Origin of the sequence: Streptomyces montanisoli (genome assembly GCF_017813245.1) — a bacterium.
In the GTDB taxonomy this organism is placed as follows: domain Bacteria; phylum Actinomycetota; class Actinomycetes; order Streptomycetales; family Streptomycetaceae; genus Streptomyces; species Streptomyces montanisoli.
On sequence record NZ_JAGIQL010000003.1, the window covers coordinates 70,877 to 87,384 of the forward strand.

Below are 16,508 nucleotides of genomic sequence, written 5' to 3' on the forward strand. Positions count from 1 at the left end.
CACCTCGACCGGGGCGCCCGCCCGACGACCACCGCACACCGCCCGCAAGGAGCGCCGCCCCCGTGCACACGCCCGCCCTCGACGCCGCCGCCGTCACCACCCTGCACGCCATCACCACCGCCACCGCCGACCTGCGCGCCGTGCGCGAGCAGTGGGGCGACCTGCTCGCCGCCATCGAACGCCCCCCGGCCGCCGAGTGGCCCCCGCGCGAAACCCGCTCGTTCCTCGACCGGAGCGCCGCTGGCGACCGCCACGCCGACGACGACCTCGACACTGCCCGCGTCGGCCGCATCCCGCTCACCGTCCGCGAGCACCCCGCACCACTCAACCTCGACGCCCTCGACGCCGCCCTCGCCGTCGAGCGCGACCTGTTCGACCTCGCCGACCAGCTCGCCGAGCAGATACAGCGCCCCGTCCGGTACTGGATCGGCCTACGCGGCAACCTCACCCGCGACGAGGCCGACGCCGTCAACCCCGCACGCTGGCACCTCCCAACGCACAGTGCATCCGTCACCGGCCGCGCCGCCCGCCCCGGCTCGCGCGCGTACGGCCTGCACTGGGCCGCCGTGTGGATCGAGGGCCGCGTGTGCGGCGAAGACCTCGACGGCGACCTGTTCACGTCGCTGCCGCCGCGCCTGCTCGACCACGCCGCCACGACCGCGGCCCGCGCGCGTCGCACCGTCGAGCGGGCCCTTGAGCGCGACGGCCGCACGGTGCGCCTCGACGATCCGTGCCCGTGGTGCGGCGGGCAGATGGTCGGCCGCACCCGCCCGGGTGGTGAGCCCGCGGTGACGTGCTCGACGGGCGCAGGGTGCGGGGCGCCCGCGCTGCTCGAACGCGGCCGGCGCACGTGGCAGGGCGCCGAGCTGGTCGGCCTGTTCGGTGCGCTCGACGCGGCCCGGCACCGCAAGGAGTAGCGGCCCGAACGGGGAGCAGGGGGCGCCGAGTTCGTGGGCGTCCCCTTTCTCCGACCCGCTTGTGTAATGGCTACACATGCCGTTACAGTCAGAGACCTGCCGTACTCCACACGGCACCGCCGGACTCCACCCGGCACACAACGACACAGGGAGCAACCCCCAATGGTCACCATCCCCGGCGCCCTCGCCGACTACATCACCGCCAGCAACCCCACCGACCGCGCGCTCGCCGCCACCCTCGACGCCGCCCACCGCGGCCGCGGCCGAACCCTCGTCATCGAGCCCACCACCACCGACGTACTGCACACCATCAGCGCGTACGCCGAGGCGATCCTCATCAACCGCGCGCTTCACACACCCGCCGAGCGCCGCGCCGCCCGCGCGTGGATCGACCGCGCCGGCCACGCTCCCGCCCCGTACTGCGCCTTCCATGGCGCCCGCTGCGACGGCGACCCGCGCCACCCGCACCACTTCCCCGACGTGCAGCTCGCGCCCGCCGCGCCGACCATCTGCCCCGACTTCGTCACCCTCGACCCCGCCGACCTGATCGCCGACGAGCTGCGCACCGCCGCCCAACTGGTCACCGAGGCCGAGGCCACCGAGGGCACGTGGCGCGGCGAGTGGATCGGCGAGCAGCCCACCGACGGCCTGTTCGCCGTCGACCTCGACGCCGACCAGGGCGCCCTCTTCCGCGACTGACCAACCCACGGCCCGCCCTCACCCCGACGGCGGGCCCGACCCGTACCGACAGGAGCAACAGAGATGAACGACAGGCAGCCACGCCGCGCAGCCGTCCGCGTCGCAGGGCCCTCCCTCGCCGAGTTCCGCGAGCACCTGCTCGACACTGCGCCACAGAGCCCAGCACTGGAAAACTTCATGCTGCGGGCCGTCGTCAAGGTGATTGACAGCTACAGCGCCGACCACGCCGCCGTTGAGGCCCCCCGGAGCTCCGTGCCCGGCGGCGACACCCTCGGCCGCATGAACCTGCAACCCCTCGCCCGCACGTACCGCAACGCCCAGCGCTCCCAGAGCGGGCGCCTTGACCCGCTACTCGACAAGCTCGCCGCCGACTTCGAGCTCGCCGACATTCGCACCCTGCGCCTTGCTGCCGAGGCCGCCGTCGCCGCCACCCCGCGCGCCATCAAGGCCGCCCGCGCCCGCGGCATGAAGGCGCCGCAGATCGCCGACGAGCTCGGCCTCACGCCGTCCCGCGTCTACCAGGTGTTGCGCGAGCTCGACGCCGACAAGTAGCCCCAGACAGCAGCGCGGGCCCGTACGCGGCGACTCCACCGCCGGACGGACCCGACTAACCACGATCGGAGCAACCCCGACCATGACCACCGCCAAGCCTACCCAGCCGCCGAAGGCCGGCGCCCGCCCCTCGATCCGCGTCGACGACCAGCTCGCCGCCGACCTCGCCGTCCTCATGTCGACCGGCGCGAACCTGTCCGACGCGATCCGTACCGCCGTCGGACAGGCCGCCGACATGTACCGCACAGCATGGGCGCAGGGCGTGTGCCCGCCCGCCACCGCGCCCGTCCTGCTCGCCTACCAGATGCAGCAGCAGCCGACAGGCAACCGGCCCGCGAGCAGCGGGTATGACCGGCCGTCCGACGCTCGACCGACACCCCGCGGCATGGGCCGCCGTCTGCCCGCCCCGCCCGTCGGCCGCATCCTGCACCCGTAGCCGACACCGCGCCCCGCCCGTCCGACGAGCGGGGCGCCGCCGTCCGACAGGCCGCCGCGAGCGTGCCCGGACGCACGGCCGCCCGTGCCCGCGCGAGTTGCGCCGTGATCGTTCCGTGACCTAATGTGGGCCGCGTCTTCGGCGTGCCCGGAAACGAACGCCCCGCCAGCGCACCGCGCCTGCGGGGCGTTTCATATCCACCCGGAACTATCACACCCGTTTCACACGTCCCCCTTATGAGCCACTTACTCAACCGTGGGGGGACCACATGAAGCACCGCGCCACCGCCGCAGCACTCGCCGCCGTCGCCGCCCTGGCAGCGCTCACCGCATGCAGCAGCAGCAGCGACGACAGCAAGCCCGCCGCCAACGTTCCCGCGTACAAGATCACGCACCAGGACACGAGCGGCAATCAGCGGACCGTCACCGTCGAGGTCACCTCGACCAAGGACCTGCGCGCCGTGTTCGACGACGTGACCGGCAAGCTCACCGACGACGCCGGGTGGTTCGTGGAGATCAACTGTGCGACTGGGGCCACGAAGGGCGCCGACAACCGCCTCGCCAACGGGCGTAAGGCCGTCGGCAGCATCGGCGCCGCCGCAACGGGCCTCGATGACGGTAAGACCGCATACGAGGCCAACAAGGGCCGCACCTGCCCCGCGTAGCGCCGCCCCCACCGACCATCCGAACGCCCCGCCGGCGCATCCGCCGCGGGGCGTTCCGTATGCCCGGAGGTGACGCCGTGCCGCGCCCGATCACTGACCAGGACCGCGAGCAGGTGCGCACCCTTCACGCGCAGGGCAAGAGCCGCAACGAGATTGCCCGCGAGCTCAAGCGGTCCCCCTCGACCGTGTCGAAGATCGCCCGCGCCCTCGACCTCACCTTTGACCGCGCGGGCGAGGTCGCCGTCGCCACCGAGGTACGCCGCGCCGACCTCGCCGCCCGCCGCGCCACGCTCGCGCTCGGTCTACAGGGCGACGCCGAGCAGCTGCGCGCGCAGCTATTCGCCCCGTGCACCGTCGGCGAGTTCGCCGGCCGCGAGGGCGACTGGCACACGGCTGACCTCGACCGGCCCAGGTTCGGCGACCAACGGCAGATCATCGGTTCCGTACAGACCGCCGTGTCCACCTCCCTGCGCCTCGCGCCCGCCGAGGGCGGCGAAGGCGCCGAGCAGGTCCGCAGCATGCTCGGAGCGCTCGGCGAGGCACTGACGCAGGCCGCCGCCGACGACCCCGACGACGGAGGCGCCGACGGGGGGTGAGCAGTGCTCAACCTCGATGCCCTGCCCCTGTCACGCAAGCAGCTGCGATCGGTCGGCCAGGCCACCGCGCGCGTGAACCTGTGGCACGGGTCGGTCCGGTCCGGCAAGACGATCGCCTCGCTACTGGCGTTCGTGATCGCCGTCGCGACCGCGGGCCCATCCGGACTGATCATCATCTGTGGCAGGTCGCTACAAACGATCGAGCGGAACGTGTTCGAACCGCTCACCGACGCCGCACTGTTCGGGCCCCTCGCCCGGCACGTGCACCACACCCGCGGCGCCACCACGGCAACGATCCTTGGCCGCACCGTGCACCTGATCGGCGCTGCCGACACCCGCGCCGAAGGACGGTTGCGCGGCCTCACGGCGCAGCTCGCGTACGTCGACGAGGCAACCCTCGTACCCGAGGGATTCTGGACGCAGCTACTCGCCCGACTCAGCGTGCCGGGCGCGCGCCTGTTCGCCACCACGAACCCCGACAGCCCCCGGCATTGGCTGAAAGTCGGGTACCTCGACCGCGCGGGCGAGCTGAACCTCCGCGCCTGGCACTTCCGCCTCGCCGACAATCCGAGCCTGTCGCCCGAGTACATCGCCGACCTCACGGCCGAGTACGTCGGCCTGTGGCGCCGCCGCATGATCGATGGCGCGTGGGTCGTCGCCGAGGGCGCCATCTACGACATGTGGGATGAGGGCGCGCACGTCGTCGACGAGCTGCCGGACATGCGCCGGCACTGGCTCGGTATCGACTACGGCACCACGAACCCCTTTGCCGCGGTCCTGCTCGGCGAGGGCATCGACGGCCGCCTGTACGTGTGCGGCGAGTGGCGGCACGAGGCGCGCACCACGCACCGCAGCATGACCGACGCGCAGTACTCCGCGGCCGTGCGCGCGTGGCTCGCCGCCTACCAGCCCCCGGGCGCCAGCCCGGCCGTACCCGCGGGCGTGGCGCCCGAGTGGACGTTCGTTGACCCGTCGGCCGCGTCGTTCAGTACGCAGCTGTGGGCGGACGGACACGCCGGGATCGCCCGTGCCACCAACGACGTTGCCGACGGCATCCGCAGCGTTTCCAGCATGCTCGCCGCCGGCCGCCTACTCGTACACCGCAGCTGCGAGGGACTGCTCACCGAGCTCCCCGGCTACAGCTGGGACCCCAAGGCCACCGACCGCGGCGAAGACGCGCCACTCAAGGTCGACGACCACTCGGCCGACGCCCTGCGCTACGTCGTGCACTCGACCGCGCACGAGTGGCGGCACCTGCTCACCCCGTCGCGCCCGGAGGAGGACACAGAATGAGCCTGCCCACCGATGGCGCCCAGTGGCCGCCGCCGAGCTGGTCGCGCACCTACCGCGAGATGCGCCTCGACGACGCGTGGTACAGCGGCGACCGGCACCGCCTCGCCCGCATCTACGGCCACCACACGGAGGCCCGCGAGCGCCGGAAGCTCTGGGGACGCCGCTCCGAGCACCACCACCGCAAGCGGGAACCGCGCCTGCACGTTCCACTGCCGGGCGACATCGCCCGCACGTCGGCCGATCTCCTGTTCGCCGACATGCCCACAATCCGCGTCGAGGACACGACGACGCAGACTCGCCTAGAGCAGCTGCTCGACGAGGGCATGGCGCAAGAGATGCTGCTCGGCGCGGCGGAGCAGGCCGCTGCCCTGTCGGGCGTGTTCCTACGCGTCACCTACGACCGCGACCTCGTATCGCGTGCGCTGCTTACCGTCATGCAGCCCGACGCCGCCCTGCCGGAATTCCGTTTCGGCATGCTGCGCGCCGTCAACTTCTGGCGCGAGCTCGACGGCTCGACGGATCACACCGTGTGGCGGCACATCGAACGCCACGAGCCCGGCCGCGTCGTGCACGCCCTGTACGAGGGCACCCCGGACAACATCGGCCGGCGCGTGCCACTCACCGAGCACCCCGACACCGCCGACCTCGCCAAGCAGGTCACCCGCGCGGACGACGGCGAGTCGGTCATCGCTACCGGTATCACGCAGCTCACGGCCGCGTACGTGCCGAACATGCTCCCGAACCGGCTGCACCGATCCAGCCCCGTCGGCCGCTCCGACTACCAGGGCGTACACGACCTGTTCGACGCGCTCGACGAGACGTGGACCAGTTGGATGCGCGATATCCGCCTCGCCCGCGCGCGGCTGATAGTGCCCGACGGCTACCTGCGCAGTGACGGCCCCGGCAACGGCGCATCATTTGACGAGGACCGCGAGGTCTGGTCAGCGCTCAAGATCCCGCCAACCGAGGGCGCCGGTATCACGCTCGCTCAGTTCGCTATCCGCGTCGCCGAGCACCAGAGCACCGCGGAAGCGATCACCCGCGAGGCCGTGCAGACCGCCGGGTACGACGCGCAGGCATTCGGCCTCGACGGCGACGGCCAGCCCGTCACCGCGACCGAGGTAGACGCCCGCACCGCGCGCAGCATGGTCACACGCAAGAAGAAGGCCGGGTACTGGAGGCGCGCCCTCGCCGACATGCTGCACGTCCTGTTGCTGGTCGACAGTGCGCAGTTCACACCCGGACTCAAGCCGGAGCGTCCGCGCGTCGAGTTCGGCAACGGCGTGGCCGACAGCGAGCAGCAGACGGCAACCACGCTCGACCTACTCAACCGGGCGGGCGCCGTCAGCACCGCGACGAAGGTCAAGACCCTGCACCCGGATTGGGACGACACCGCCACACAAGCGGAGGTCGCCGCCATCCTCGCCGAGACCGGCGCAGGCGCGCCGGCCGATCCCGTCGGCACGTTCCCCATGTGACGCAAGGCGAGGGGGTGACCCGTGCCGATCCACCCGGGCATGGTCGAACCCCTCGCCGAGCGCACCCGCGACCTGTACGCCGCCGCCGAGCAGCGCCTGTTGGGCATCATCGCCCGGCAGCTCGCCGACGGCCTCGACGCCCCCGGGTGGGCCGAGCGCAAGCTCGCAGCCATACAGCCGCTCAGGCGCGCCTCACAGGCCGTCGTCGACGAGCTCGGCAAGACCGTCACGACCGAGGTACACGACGCGGTCGCCGACGCGTACAACACCGGGCACCGCGCCGCGGTCGCCGAGCTCGGCGCCCTGCCCGACAGTGCCCGCGCCCTGGTCGACGACACCACGCCGAACGCGCAGGCCGCCGACCGCCTCGCCGAGCAGGCCGTAAACGTCGTGACCTCGACACACAGCGCGATCCTGCGAACGGTCGTCGACAAGTTCCGGCAAGTCGTCGCCGAGGTGACCGCTACGCCGCTACTCGGCATTGGCACCCGCCGCCAGGCCACACAAGACGCCATGCGCCGCTTCGCCGACCAGGGCATTACCAGCTTCCGCGACAAGGCCGGCCGACGCTGGCAACTCACCTCGTACGCCGAGATGGCCGTACGAACGAGCGTCGCCCGAGCCGCCACGGAGGCGCACGCGCGCACGTTGACCGACGCCGGGGTCGACCTGGTCGTCGTGTCCAACGCACCCCGCGAGTGCCCCCTCTGCCGCCCGTGGGAAGGCCGCGTATTGACCCTCACGGGACCCGCCGGCGCCCGCACGTTCGAGGTGGAGCACGCCACTGACGACGGCCGCATGATCCCCGTGCGCGTCGCGGGCAGCCTCGACGAGGCCCGCCTCGCAGGGCTGCAACACCCCAACTGCCGGCACTCGACGAGCGCGTACACACCCGGCATTACCCGTATCGAGCAGGCCAAGCCCGACCCCGTCGGGTACGAGGCAGGGCAGCGGCAGCGCGCCATCGAGCGGAACATCAGGAAGTACAAGCGCCGTTCCGCCGCCGCAGTCGACCCCGCAGCGAGGAAGGCCGCGAACGCAAAGGTGCGCCAGTGGCAGAAGGCGCAGCGCGACCACCTCGCCGCGCACCCCGACCTACGGCGCAACCCGGCCCGCGAGCAGCCGGGCGCCTCCAACCTCCCGGCACCGCGCCGCGAGGCCACGCCCGAGCAGGTCGAGCAGGCCCGCGTATGGTCCGGCGACGCGCAGAGCGTTCGGGAGATGAGCGACGACCAGCTCGCCGCCGCCCTACGAACCCCGCTCGACGACCGGGCCCGCGCCCGCATCGAGGGCGAGGCCGACCGCCGCGACCTCGCGCAGCTACTCGACCGCGCCGCGCCGGGTGGGCACCTCACCGATGACCTCGCGACCCTCAGCGACAGCGAGCTCGGCCGCGTGCTCGGCCACGTCGACGACCATGACGCCCTACGCATCGCCGCCGAGCTCGACCGCCGCGACCTCGCCGCCCGGCTCCCGGGCGTGCGCGGGGACCTGGTCGGACTGTCCGACGACGAGCTCGCCGCTCGTGTCCGGCACGCCATCACGCACGGCCTCGACGACGTGCCGGAGCTCGCCGCCGAGGCGAACCGCCGCGACATGCTCGCCCGCCTCTTCCCGGGCGGACAGCTCGCCGTGGACCTCACGGCCGCGAGCGAGGACGAGCTCGCATGGTGCATGCAGTACGCCGACGGCGACGAGATGGCCCGTATCGGCGCCGAGCTCGACCGACGCGAGCCCGTCGACATGCCTACGCCCGCCAGCAGCGGCGACACCGTCGACGATCTGCTCGCCGACCGTGACGCCCTCGCCGAGGCCATGCAGCCCGCCCCGGACCCGGAAGGATGGGGCGCCCTCGCCGACGACGAGCAGTTCGCCGCCGAGGCCGCCCGCCTCGCCCGGACCGAAGGCGAGGAACCCGAGGAGCGCCGCATCACGCGCGCCGAGGCCCGCGCCCTGTACGACGAGTACGTGTACCGGCAGTACCTCGCCGCCGAGGACGACCTACGCGGCGTGCTACTCAACAAGAAGGCGCAGACCGCCGGGCATGATCCGGTAAGCCTGTTCAGTGGCCCGGCGCGTATCGCGCACGCGCGCGCATCGGACGAGCTGAAAGAGTGGTGGCAGGAGCACGGGCGCATGACGCAGGCCGAGTTCATCGAGAAGGCGACCGGCCGCGAGCAGCGATGGGCCGCCGGCGCCCGCAAGAACGAGTCGGACCAACAGAACAAGAGGTGACCGGGTGGGCACACGCGAAGAGATCGTCAAGGCAGTCACAGCCGGCCGCGAGGCCGGCGACCGAGGCGACCCGCCGACTGCCTGCCCCTACCCAGGCAGCTCGACCCTGCGTACCGCGTGGATTAAAGGGTATGCCGAGCGGCGCCCCCTGGTAGAGGAGAGAGGGCGGGACTGATCACTCAGCCCCGCCCCCGTTAGACGCCCGTTGACTGCCTCCGGTTGGCCCGGCGACCGTCCACGAACCTCCACACCGCAAGCGTGATGTTGACCAACTGACCAACAACACCCAGAGCGGTTTCCAGCGTGTCCATGTGAGTGATCCATCTGTGGCGGGGACAGCCCACACCCTTGTGGTGTGGAGCCATGACCGCACACTTGGCTCGCTTCACATTCACAGAGTGATCACATGAGACGCTGAAATGATATGCGGCTTGCCTGATCTGCCGCATGAGAACGAGTCAATTCGCAAACATCTGGTGGGCCCGCCCCGGCGGGCCCTTTCGCATGCCCGCACAACGGCCGCCAGGCGCGGCCCGCAGGCGTGCAGGGCGCCGCCTGGAGCGGCCCCGACCCGTACGACCCACGCCCGCCAGGAGCGGGCCCCAACAGCCCCAGGAGGGCGCACCCATGAGCGAGGGCAACAGCAACAGCGGCGGCACCGGTGACAGCCAGCAGGGCGGCGACCCTGGCACCGGGCAGCAGACAGGACAGCAGGGCGGGCAGGACCCGACCGGCACCACGCCGAGCCCCGCAGCACCGCCGACCGGGCAGCAGCCCACCGGCCAGCCCCAGAACGGCGACCAGGACACCGGCGGGCAGGACCCGACGGCGACCATCGCCCGGCTTGAGGCCGAGCTCTCCGCGGCCCGCCAGGAAGCGGGCAAGAACCGCACGACCGCGAAGCAGCGCGCCGCCGACGACGCCCGCTCGGAGCTCACGGCGCAGCTGCTCGGCATTCTCGACCCGTCCAAGGCGGGCCAGCAGGCCACGCCCGAGCAGCTGACGCAGCAGCTCACCACCGCGCAGGCGCAGGCCCGGCAGACCGCCGTCGAGCTCGCCGTGTACCGCACCGCGCCGACCGCGGGCGCCGATCCCGACGCCTTGCTCGATTCCCGCGCGTTCGCCGATTCCGTCGCCCAGCTCGACCCGACCGACACGGACGGCATCAAGGCCGCCGTGACGGCCGCCGTCCAGGCGAACCCGCGGCTCGCCGCCCAGCAGGCGCAGGCGCAGCAGCAGGCCCTCGCAGGACCCGCGCGCAGTGGCGCCGAGTTCGGCAACGGCGGGGGCGCCGCGGAAGTCACCGCCGCCCAGTTCGCCGCCATGAATTACGCGCAGCGCGCCCAGCTCATGCAGTCCGACCCCGACACGTACCGGCGCCTCGCCGGAGCGTGACGCCCGGCGCCCGCCGGGCAATCCCACCTGCCCGGCACCGCGCCGGCACATCCGTAAGGAGGGCCCACCGTGGCCGACACCACCGCTGCCGATCTGATCGTTCCCGAGGTCTGGGGCGACATGGCGCAGGCGCGCTTCACCGGCGCCGCCCGCGTGCTCAACTCCGGCGCCGTGCAGTCCGACGACACGCTCGTCGGTCAGCCGGGCGACACGATCAACTTCCCGAAGTGGGGGGCGCTCGGCGAGCTCGACGACCTCACCGAGGGCGAGGCCATGGGCACCACGGCCATGACCCAGAGCTCCAGCTCGGCCACGATCAAGGAGGCCGGTAAGGCCGTCGAGATCACCGACAAGGCCCTGCTTACGGGTCTCGGCGACCCGCGCGACGAGGCGCAGCGTCAGTTCGGCATCCTCGCCGCGCGCAAGGTCGACGCGGCGCTCATCGCGCAGGCGCAGTCCGACGAGTCCGCGCAGGGTGGCGGCACCCCGTACACCGTGACCGTCGCCGGCGCGTCGGGCGTCACGGCCAAGCTCGGATGGGTGAACGCGATCGTTCCCGCCCTCGCCACGTTCGGCGACGACTTCGACCCGGCCGAGTTCGCGGGCCTGTTCATCAACTCGGCGCAGCTCGCCGAGGTGTTCGCCGACGACCAGTTCATCAACGCCGCGTCGCTCGGCAACGCGACCCCGGTCACCACCGGGCAGGTTGGCGCGATCGCGGGTATGCCCGTCGTCGTCACCGACCGGATCACGGCCGGAAAGTTCCTGGTCATGAAGAACAACGCGCTCGGCGCCCTGTACAAGCGGCGCCCGCTGGTCGAGACCGACCGCGACATCCTACGGCGCACCACCGTGATCACGACCAACGTGCACTACGCGGTGAAGCGCCTCGACGACAAGGCCGTGTGCGTCGGCTCCCTCACGGCCGGCGCCTGATCAGGAAGGAGGGCGCCGCCGTGTTGCTGCGCCGCTACCACAACCCACCGCCGGACGAGGGCGACCCGGACGGCACCGCGCCGGACGGCGAGCAGACGACCGGCACCGACGACGCCCCGCAGACCGAAAAGCCCGCGGGGCGTTCGCGTACCCGCAAGACGAAGGAGGGGTGACCGGTGGCCCGTGTCTACGCAACGCCTGAACAGCTCACCGCGTGGACCGGGCAACCGGCCCCGGCCGACGCCGACCGGCTACTCATGCGCGCGTCGGAGGATGTCGACGACGCCCTCACGGCCGCCGTGTACTGCACCGATACCGCAGGCATGCCGACCGATCCGGCGATCGTGCAGGCGCTCGCCGACGCCGCGTGCGCACAGGTCGAGTACCAGCAGGCGACCGGCGACGACGGCACCGGCGCGGCCGGCCGATGGGACAGCGTGTCCATCGGCCCCGTGTCCCTGTCTGGGCGCAAGGACGGGCCCGCGGATGCGGGCGACGTGGACCTCGCCCCGCGGGCCCACCGCGCCCTACGGCGCGCCGGACTCCTGCCCGGGGTGATCTGGTGAACGTCCCCGGATGGTTGCTGCCGCACCGAATCACGGTCGAGGCGTACGCCGGCGACAGCGCGTACGGACCGACCTACCGGGCACCGGTCGCGGACGTTCCGGCGATGGTCGCCGCGACCGTGCGCACCGTGCGGGACCCGGAGGGACGCGAGGTCACCGCCACCGCGCAGGTCATCACTGCATCGGGCCTCGACTGCCCGGCAGAGTCCCGCATCACGCTGCCCGACGGCCGCACCACGCGTGCCCTGACAGTGTCCGCGCACACCGCGCCGGGCCTGCCCGTACCGCAATCGGTGGAGGTGGTGTGCGAATGACGCAGCGCTACCGCCTACGCCTGCATACGGGCGCCGTTCTCGGGGCGCTACGGGCCGCCGAGGTACGCGGCCTGCGCCTCGCCGCCGAGCACGTCCTACAGGTGTCCAACGAGCGCGTACCGATCGAAGAGGGCACCCTCGAACGATCAGGCGTCGCCACCGTCGACGAGGCGTCGCTCACGGCAGCCGTGTCCTACGAGACCCCGTACGCCGTGCGCCAGCACGAAGACTTGACCGCGAGGCACGACCCGGGGCGCCGCTCGAAGTACCTCGAATCCGCGGCGACCGACGAGGCCGACTCCGCGGCGCAGATCCTCGCGGCGCAGGTGCGGAGGGCGCTTCGTGGCTGACGTTCTCGACGGCCTCGCACGATGGCTGCACGCCGCGGGAATGGCCACGTACGACCCAACCGGCACCACGGGCGACCTGTTCGTCGAGGCCATGCCCTCGACGCCCGACGCGGCTGTATCCCTCGGCCTGTACGACGGAGCGGCCCCCGACTCCCGCGACGACACCGACGCCCCGCGCCTACAGATCCGCGTACGGGGCGGCCCGGACCCGCGGGTCTCTCGTCGCCGCTGTACGGCCCTGTACCGCGCCTTGCACGGCCTCGCGGGCGTACGCCTCGACGACGGCACGTGGCTGGTCCTGGCGACCGCCCGCGCCACCCCGGCCCCGATGGGCCCCGACAGCAACGGCCGACACGAGCACGTCGTGAACCTCGACCTACAGCTCGCCGGCGACGACACGCAGGAAGGAAACGCCGATGAGTAGCACCAGCAGGCCGATTGACGCCCGCGGCTGGATTTTCGAGGTCCAGGACCAGAGCGCCGACACCGAAACGTGGCTCCCCGTCATGGGCGTGACGACGTTCACGCACGCCCCGGGCGAGAACGAGGAGACCGCAGACATTACGGCTTTCGAGGACGAGGGCCAGTACAACCAAGACGTGATGCAGCGCGGCGCGACGCTCACGATCGAGGGCCAGTACCGCATCGACAAGACCACGAAGACGCAGGACGCCGGGCAGGCGTACATCGATCAGGACTGGTCGAACCGTCTCGGTATCGACTCGCACAACGCGGTCAGGTGGCGCCACAACTCGCAGACGGAATGGGTTGTGTGGGACGCAACGGTCACCCCGGGCGAGCAGGGCGGCGGCAACAACGACAAGACGAGTTGGTCGGCCACCATCACGAAGTGCGGGGCCGCCTCGACCGCCGATGTCGTCGAGGGCGCCACGCTCCAGGCCACCGCCAAGACGGCCAGCACCACCACGGCCGGCACCACGAAGGCGGCCGCGGCGTGAACGACGACCTCGACCTCGAAGAGGACACCCCGGGCGGCGCGCAGCTCGCCGCGGACTTTGACGCGTTCTTCGCGGAAGAGGCCACCACCCGGGACCGCGCCCGCATCACTCTGTACGGCGTCGAGTACGTGCTCCCGGAGTCCCTGCCGCTGATGTTCACGCTCCAGATGGAGCGCGTCCAGAACAGCAGCGACCCCGACGACGTGCGCCGGATGCTCGCCATCCTGTACGGCGCCGATGTCCTCGACACGTGGGCCGAGCACGGCATGACCGACCGGCAGCTCGGCGTCGTGCTGATCTACTCCGCGGCGAACGTGCGCCGCCCGGGCGCCATGACGATGCAGCGCGCCGCCGAGCTGTACGAGCAGCAGGAAGCGGGAAAAGCGCCGGCGCCGACGAACAGGGCGGCGCGCCGCGCGACGAAGAAGCCGGCGAAGAAGAAGACGACCGCGCGTTCTGGCGCGCGGTCCTGACCCACTGGGCCGCGGTCGAGGGCGACCTCGCCCGCGCCTACGGCACGACCGCGGCCGACCTCGCGGCCCTGTCGACGCGCCGTTTCCTCGTGCTCGTCTCCGGCCTCGACAGCGAGGCCAGGTTCGCGCGCGCCTGGGCGCGCACCCCCCGCACTGTCACCGACCCCGCAGAGATCGCCGCGATTACCGGCATACCTCCGCGCTGAACCACCCGACAGGAGGTGACCGTCGTGTCCCTCACCGTCGGCGAGCTCATGGCGACCGTCGCCATTGACGACAGCGAGGCCCGCGCGGGCCTGAACCGCACGGAATCGGCGGTGCGGTCCACCGGCGACGCGATCGCCAGCGACGCCGAGCAGAGCGGGCAGCGCGCCGGGCAGGCCATCGGCGACGGCATCGGCGACGGCGCAGCGCAGGGCGGCGCCGAGGCGCCCAAGGTCATACAGGACCTGCTCGAAAAGTTCGGGTGGGCCGCCGTCGGCGCCGGAGTCGGCGCGGCGCTCATGGCGGGCGTTACGGGCGCCATGGAGCAGGAGGCCGGTAACGACCTGCTCGCCGCGCAGCTCGGCGTGAACGCGGACCAGGCCGCCGCGCTCGGCAAGGCCGCCGGCGACCTGTACGCCAAGGGCTACACAGACAGCGTCGAGGAGGCCAACGACGCCCTTAAGGGCCTGTGGCAGCAGGGACTTGTACCCGCGGACGCCACGTCCAAGGAGATCGAGGGCATCGGCGGGCGCCTGACGCAGGTGGCCGCGATCCTCGGCGAGGATGTCGGCCCTACGTCCGTCGCGGTCGGCCAGATGATCAAAACGGGCATGGCGAAGAACGCGAACGACGCGTTCGACATTCTCGTCAAGGGCTCACAGCTCGGCGCGAACAAAGCCGAGGATTTGCTCGACACGTTCAACGAGTATCCGGTCGCCTTCAAAAACCTGGGCCTTGACGGTAAGGCCGCAATGGGCCTCATCCGGCAGGGCCTACAGGGCGGCGCGCGCGACTCCGACCAGGTCGCCGACGCGCTGAAAGAGTTCTCGCTCGTTGCCGGGCAGGGCGGAACGGCCGTTGAGCAGGTTTTCGACAGTATCGGCCTGAGTGGAAAGCAGATCACGAAGGACGTTGCCGCCGGGGGCGACAGTGCGAAGCAGGCTCTAGGCAAGGTGCTTACCGCGCTGGAAGCCATGCCCGCCTCGACGAAACGCGCGAGCGCGGTGCAACAGCTGTTCGGCGGGCCCGGCGAGGACTTGGGCGCGGCCCTCTTCTCACTGAACGTCGACAAGGCCGCATCGTCTCTCGGCAAGGTGGGCGGCGCCGCGAAGAAGGCGGGCGACACGATGCGCGACAACGCATCGACGGAGCTCACAGAATTCACGCGCTCACTCAAGCAGGGACTTGTGACCGTGCTCGGTGGCGCGGTCGTGCCCGCGCTGGTGACCGCGGGCGGCTGGCTCGACAACTTTGGCCAAGCCATGGCGAGCGCCGCCGGGTTCGTCAGCGAGCACGGCACCGCGTTTTCCGTCGTCGCCGGGATCATCACGGCCGTGATGCTGCCCACCCTGATCACGCTGGGGACCACCGCGGCGACGACCACGGCCGAGGTGGTGGGCGGCTGGATCGCCCAAGGCACGGCCGCAGCAACAGGCGCGGCCGAGACCATCGCCGCGAACGTCGCGATCATCGCCGGTTGGGTCGCGCAGGGCGCCGCCGCAGTGGCGCAGGGCGCGCGCGTGGTGGCCACTTGGGTACTCATGGGCGCGCAGAGCCTCATTCAGGGCGCGCGCATGGCCGCCGCGTGGCTGCTCGCCATGGGCCCTATTCCGCTCATCATCGCCGCCGTGGTGGCGCTGGTTGCGCTGATCGTCGCCAACTGGGACACGATCTCATCGAAAACGACCGAGGTATGGAATTGGGTATGGTCGAAAATCAAGGCCATCGGGCAATTCATCCTGGACTTTTTCACGAAGTGGACCATTGTTGGCATTGTCATATCTCATTGGGATGAGATATGGAGCAAGACCAAGTCGGTGTGGAATTCCATCGTCAATTGGGTGGAAGGACTGCCGGGCAAGATTCTCGGGTTCTTCCAAAAGTGGACCATTGTGGGGGTGATCGTCTCCCACTGGGACCAGATTAAAACGGGCACCATTCGGAAAGCTAGCGACCTGCTCGCATGGGTGCGCGGGCTCCCTGGGCGAATCACTTCCGCCCTGGGAAGCCTGAACAATCTTTTGTACAACAAGGGCACCGACATTGTGCGCGGCCTGCTTAACGGCATCAAATCCATGGGCGGATGGCTGCGCGGAAAGGTGATGTCTTTCGCCCGCGACATGATCCCCGGCCCGGTCGCTAAGGCGCTCGGTATCGGCTCACCGTCCAAAGTTATGGCGCGCGAGGTGGGCCGCTGGATTCCCGCCGGCGTCGTCAAGGGCGTACTCGCGGGCAAGGGCCAGCTCGACAAGGTCATGTCGAACCTGGTCAGCACACCGTCCGTGCCCGCGTTCGGCCCGATGCCCGGGCAAGCCGGGTTCGCGATGGCCGGAGGGGGCGGCGCGACCGTGCAGATTGAGCACTGGCACGCCGCCGAGAACGGATCACCCGAAGACAACGCCCGCGAGCTCGCGTGGCTGGCCAAGGCGAGGGGGTGAGCC

At 71.3% G+C, this 16,508-nt stretch carries 20 protein-coding genes; all 20 read left to right on the forward strand.

The annotated features are described in order from the left end of the window. The first annotated feature begins 62 nt into the window (after window positions 1–62). The 20 genes from JFN87_RS01805 (at window position 63) to JFN87_RS01895 (ending at window position 16,505) form a co-directional block, all read left to right on the forward strand. Window positions 63–917, forward strand: coding sequence for a hypothetical protein (locus JFN87_RS01805; RefSeq protein WP_307865256.1), 855 nt, complete (start codon window positions 63–65; stop codon window positions 915–917). A 162-nt stretch (window positions 918–1,079) separates the two neighbouring features. Continuing rightward, complete coding sequence (locus tag JFN87_RS01810) at window positions 1,080–1,616, forward strand: hypothetical protein (protein ID WP_209338012.1); 537 nt, start codon at window positions 1,080–1,082, stop codon at window positions 1,614–1,616. A 63-nt stretch (window positions 1,617–1,679) separates the two neighbouring features. After that, window positions 1,680–2,168 carry a hypothetical protein gene (locus JFN87_RS01815; RefSeq protein WP_209338013.1) on the forward strand — a complete coding sequence of 163 codons (489 nt, stop codon included), beginning with the start codon at window positions 1,680–1,682 and terminating at the stop codon, window positions 2,166–2,168. Between the two features lie 82 nt (window positions 2,169–2,250). Beyond that, window positions 2,251–2,604, forward strand: coding sequence for a hypothetical protein (locus JFN87_RS01820; RefSeq protein WP_209338014.1), 354 nt, complete (start codon window positions 2,251–2,253; stop codon window positions 2,602–2,604). A 268-nt stretch (window positions 2,605–2,872) separates the two neighbouring features. Next, window positions 2,873–3,268: a hypothetical protein gene (locus JFN87_RS01825; RefSeq protein WP_209338015.1), complete on the forward strand. Its 396-nt coding sequence runs from the start codon at window positions 2,873–2,875 to the stop codon at window positions 3,266–3,268. 77 nt (window positions 3,269–3,345) lie between these two features. Next, window positions 3,346–3,864, forward strand: a complete 519-nt coding sequence (locus JFN87_RS01830; protein WP_209338016.1) for a helix-turn-helix domain-containing protein — start codon at window positions 3,346–3,348, stop codon at window positions 3,862–3,864. Between the two features lie 3 nt (window positions 3,865–3,867). Beyond that, complete coding sequence (locus tag JFN87_RS01835) at window positions 3,868–5,157, forward strand: PBSX family phage terminase large subunit (protein ID WP_209338018.1); 1,290 nt, start codon at window positions 3,868–3,870, stop codon at window positions 5,155–5,157. Then, window positions 5,154–6,635 (forward strand): phage portal protein, encoded by a 1,482-nt coding sequence (locus tag JFN87_RS01840; RefSeq protein ID WP_209338020.1) that lies wholly within the window; start codon window positions 5,154–5,156, stop codon window positions 6,633–6,635. The genes JFN87_RS01835 and JFN87_RS01840 overlap by 4 nt, the downstream gene beginning before the upstream one ends. 21 nt (window positions 6,636–6,656) lie before the next feature. Further along, window positions 6,657–8,870: a phage minor capsid protein gene (locus JFN87_RS01845; protein ID WP_307865257.1), complete on the forward strand. Its 2,214-nt coding sequence runs from the start codon at window positions 6,657–6,659 to the stop codon at window positions 8,868–8,870. Between the two features lie 4 nt (window positions 8,871–8,874). Further along, window positions 8,875–9,045 carry an Rmf/CrpP fold protein gene (locus JFN87_RS34240; protein ID WP_307865258.1) on the forward strand — a complete coding sequence of 57 codons (171 nt, stop codon included), beginning with the start codon at window positions 8,875–8,877 and terminating at the stop codon, window positions 9,043–9,045. A gap of 452 nt (window positions 9,046–9,497) precedes the next feature. After that, window positions 9,498–10,265: a hypothetical protein gene (locus JFN87_RS01850; protein ID WP_209338021.1), complete on the forward strand. Its 768-nt coding sequence runs from the start codon at window positions 9,498–9,500 to the stop codon at window positions 10,263–10,265. Window positions 10,266–10,334: 69 nt separating this feature from the next. Further along, window positions 10,335–11,201, forward strand: coding sequence for a N4-gp56 family major capsid protein (locus JFN87_RS01855; RefSeq protein WP_209338022.1), 867 nt, complete (start codon window positions 10,335–10,337; stop codon window positions 11,199–11,201). A 20-nt stretch (window positions 11,202–11,221) separates the two neighbouring features. Beyond that, window positions 11,222–11,374, forward strand: a complete 153-nt coding sequence (locus JFN87_RS01860; protein WP_209338023.1) for a hypothetical protein — start codon at window positions 11,222–11,224, stop codon at window positions 11,372–11,374. Between the two features lie 3 nt (window positions 11,375–11,377). Continuing rightward, window positions 11,378–11,767 (forward strand): hypothetical protein, encoded by a 390-nt coding sequence (locus tag JFN87_RS01865; RefSeq protein ID WP_209338025.1) that lies wholly within the window; start codon window positions 11,378–11,380, stop codon window positions 11,765–11,767. Beyond that, entirely contained in the window at window positions 11,764–12,081 is a 318-nt protein-coding gene (locus JFN87_RS01870) for a hypothetical protein (RefSeq protein WP_307865259.1), read from the forward strand. The genes JFN87_RS01865 and JFN87_RS01870 overlap by 4 nt, the downstream gene beginning before the upstream one ends. Next, window positions 12,078–12,431, forward strand: a complete 354-nt coding sequence (locus JFN87_RS01875; protein WP_209338026.1) for a minor capsid protein — start codon at window positions 12,078–12,080, stop codon at window positions 12,429–12,431. Before JFN87_RS01870 ends, JFN87_RS01875 begins: the two co-directional genes overlap by 4 nt. Beyond that, the gene (locus tag JFN87_RS01880; protein WP_209338027.1) at window positions 12,424–12,855 is read left to right on the forward strand and encodes a minor capsid protein; all 432 of its coding nucleotides are present in this window, start codon (window positions 12,424–12,426) and stop codon (window positions 12,853–12,855) included. The genes JFN87_RS01875 and JFN87_RS01880 overlap by 8 nt, the downstream gene beginning before the upstream one ends. After that, the gene (locus JFN87_RS01885) at window positions 12,848–13,390 is read left to right on the forward strand and encodes a phage tail tube protein (protein WP_209338029.1); all 543 of its coding nucleotides are present in this window, start codon (window positions 12,848–12,850) and stop codon (window positions 13,388–13,390) included. The genes JFN87_RS01880 and JFN87_RS01885 overlap by 8 nt, the downstream gene beginning before the upstream one ends. After that, window positions 13,387–13,863, forward strand: a complete 477-nt coding sequence (locus JFN87_RS01890; RefSeq protein WP_209338031.1) for a hypothetical protein — start codon at window positions 13,387–13,389, stop codon at window positions 13,861–13,863. The genes JFN87_RS01885 and JFN87_RS01890 overlap by 4 nt, the downstream gene beginning before the upstream one ends. Before the next feature lie 230 nt (window positions 13,864–14,093). After that, window positions 14,094–16,505, forward strand: coding sequence for a phage tail tape measure protein (locus JFN87_RS01895; RefSeq protein ID WP_209338033.1), 2,412 nt, complete (start codon window positions 14,094–14,096; stop codon window positions 16,503–16,505). Window positions 16,506–16,508 lie beyond the last annotated feature (3 nt).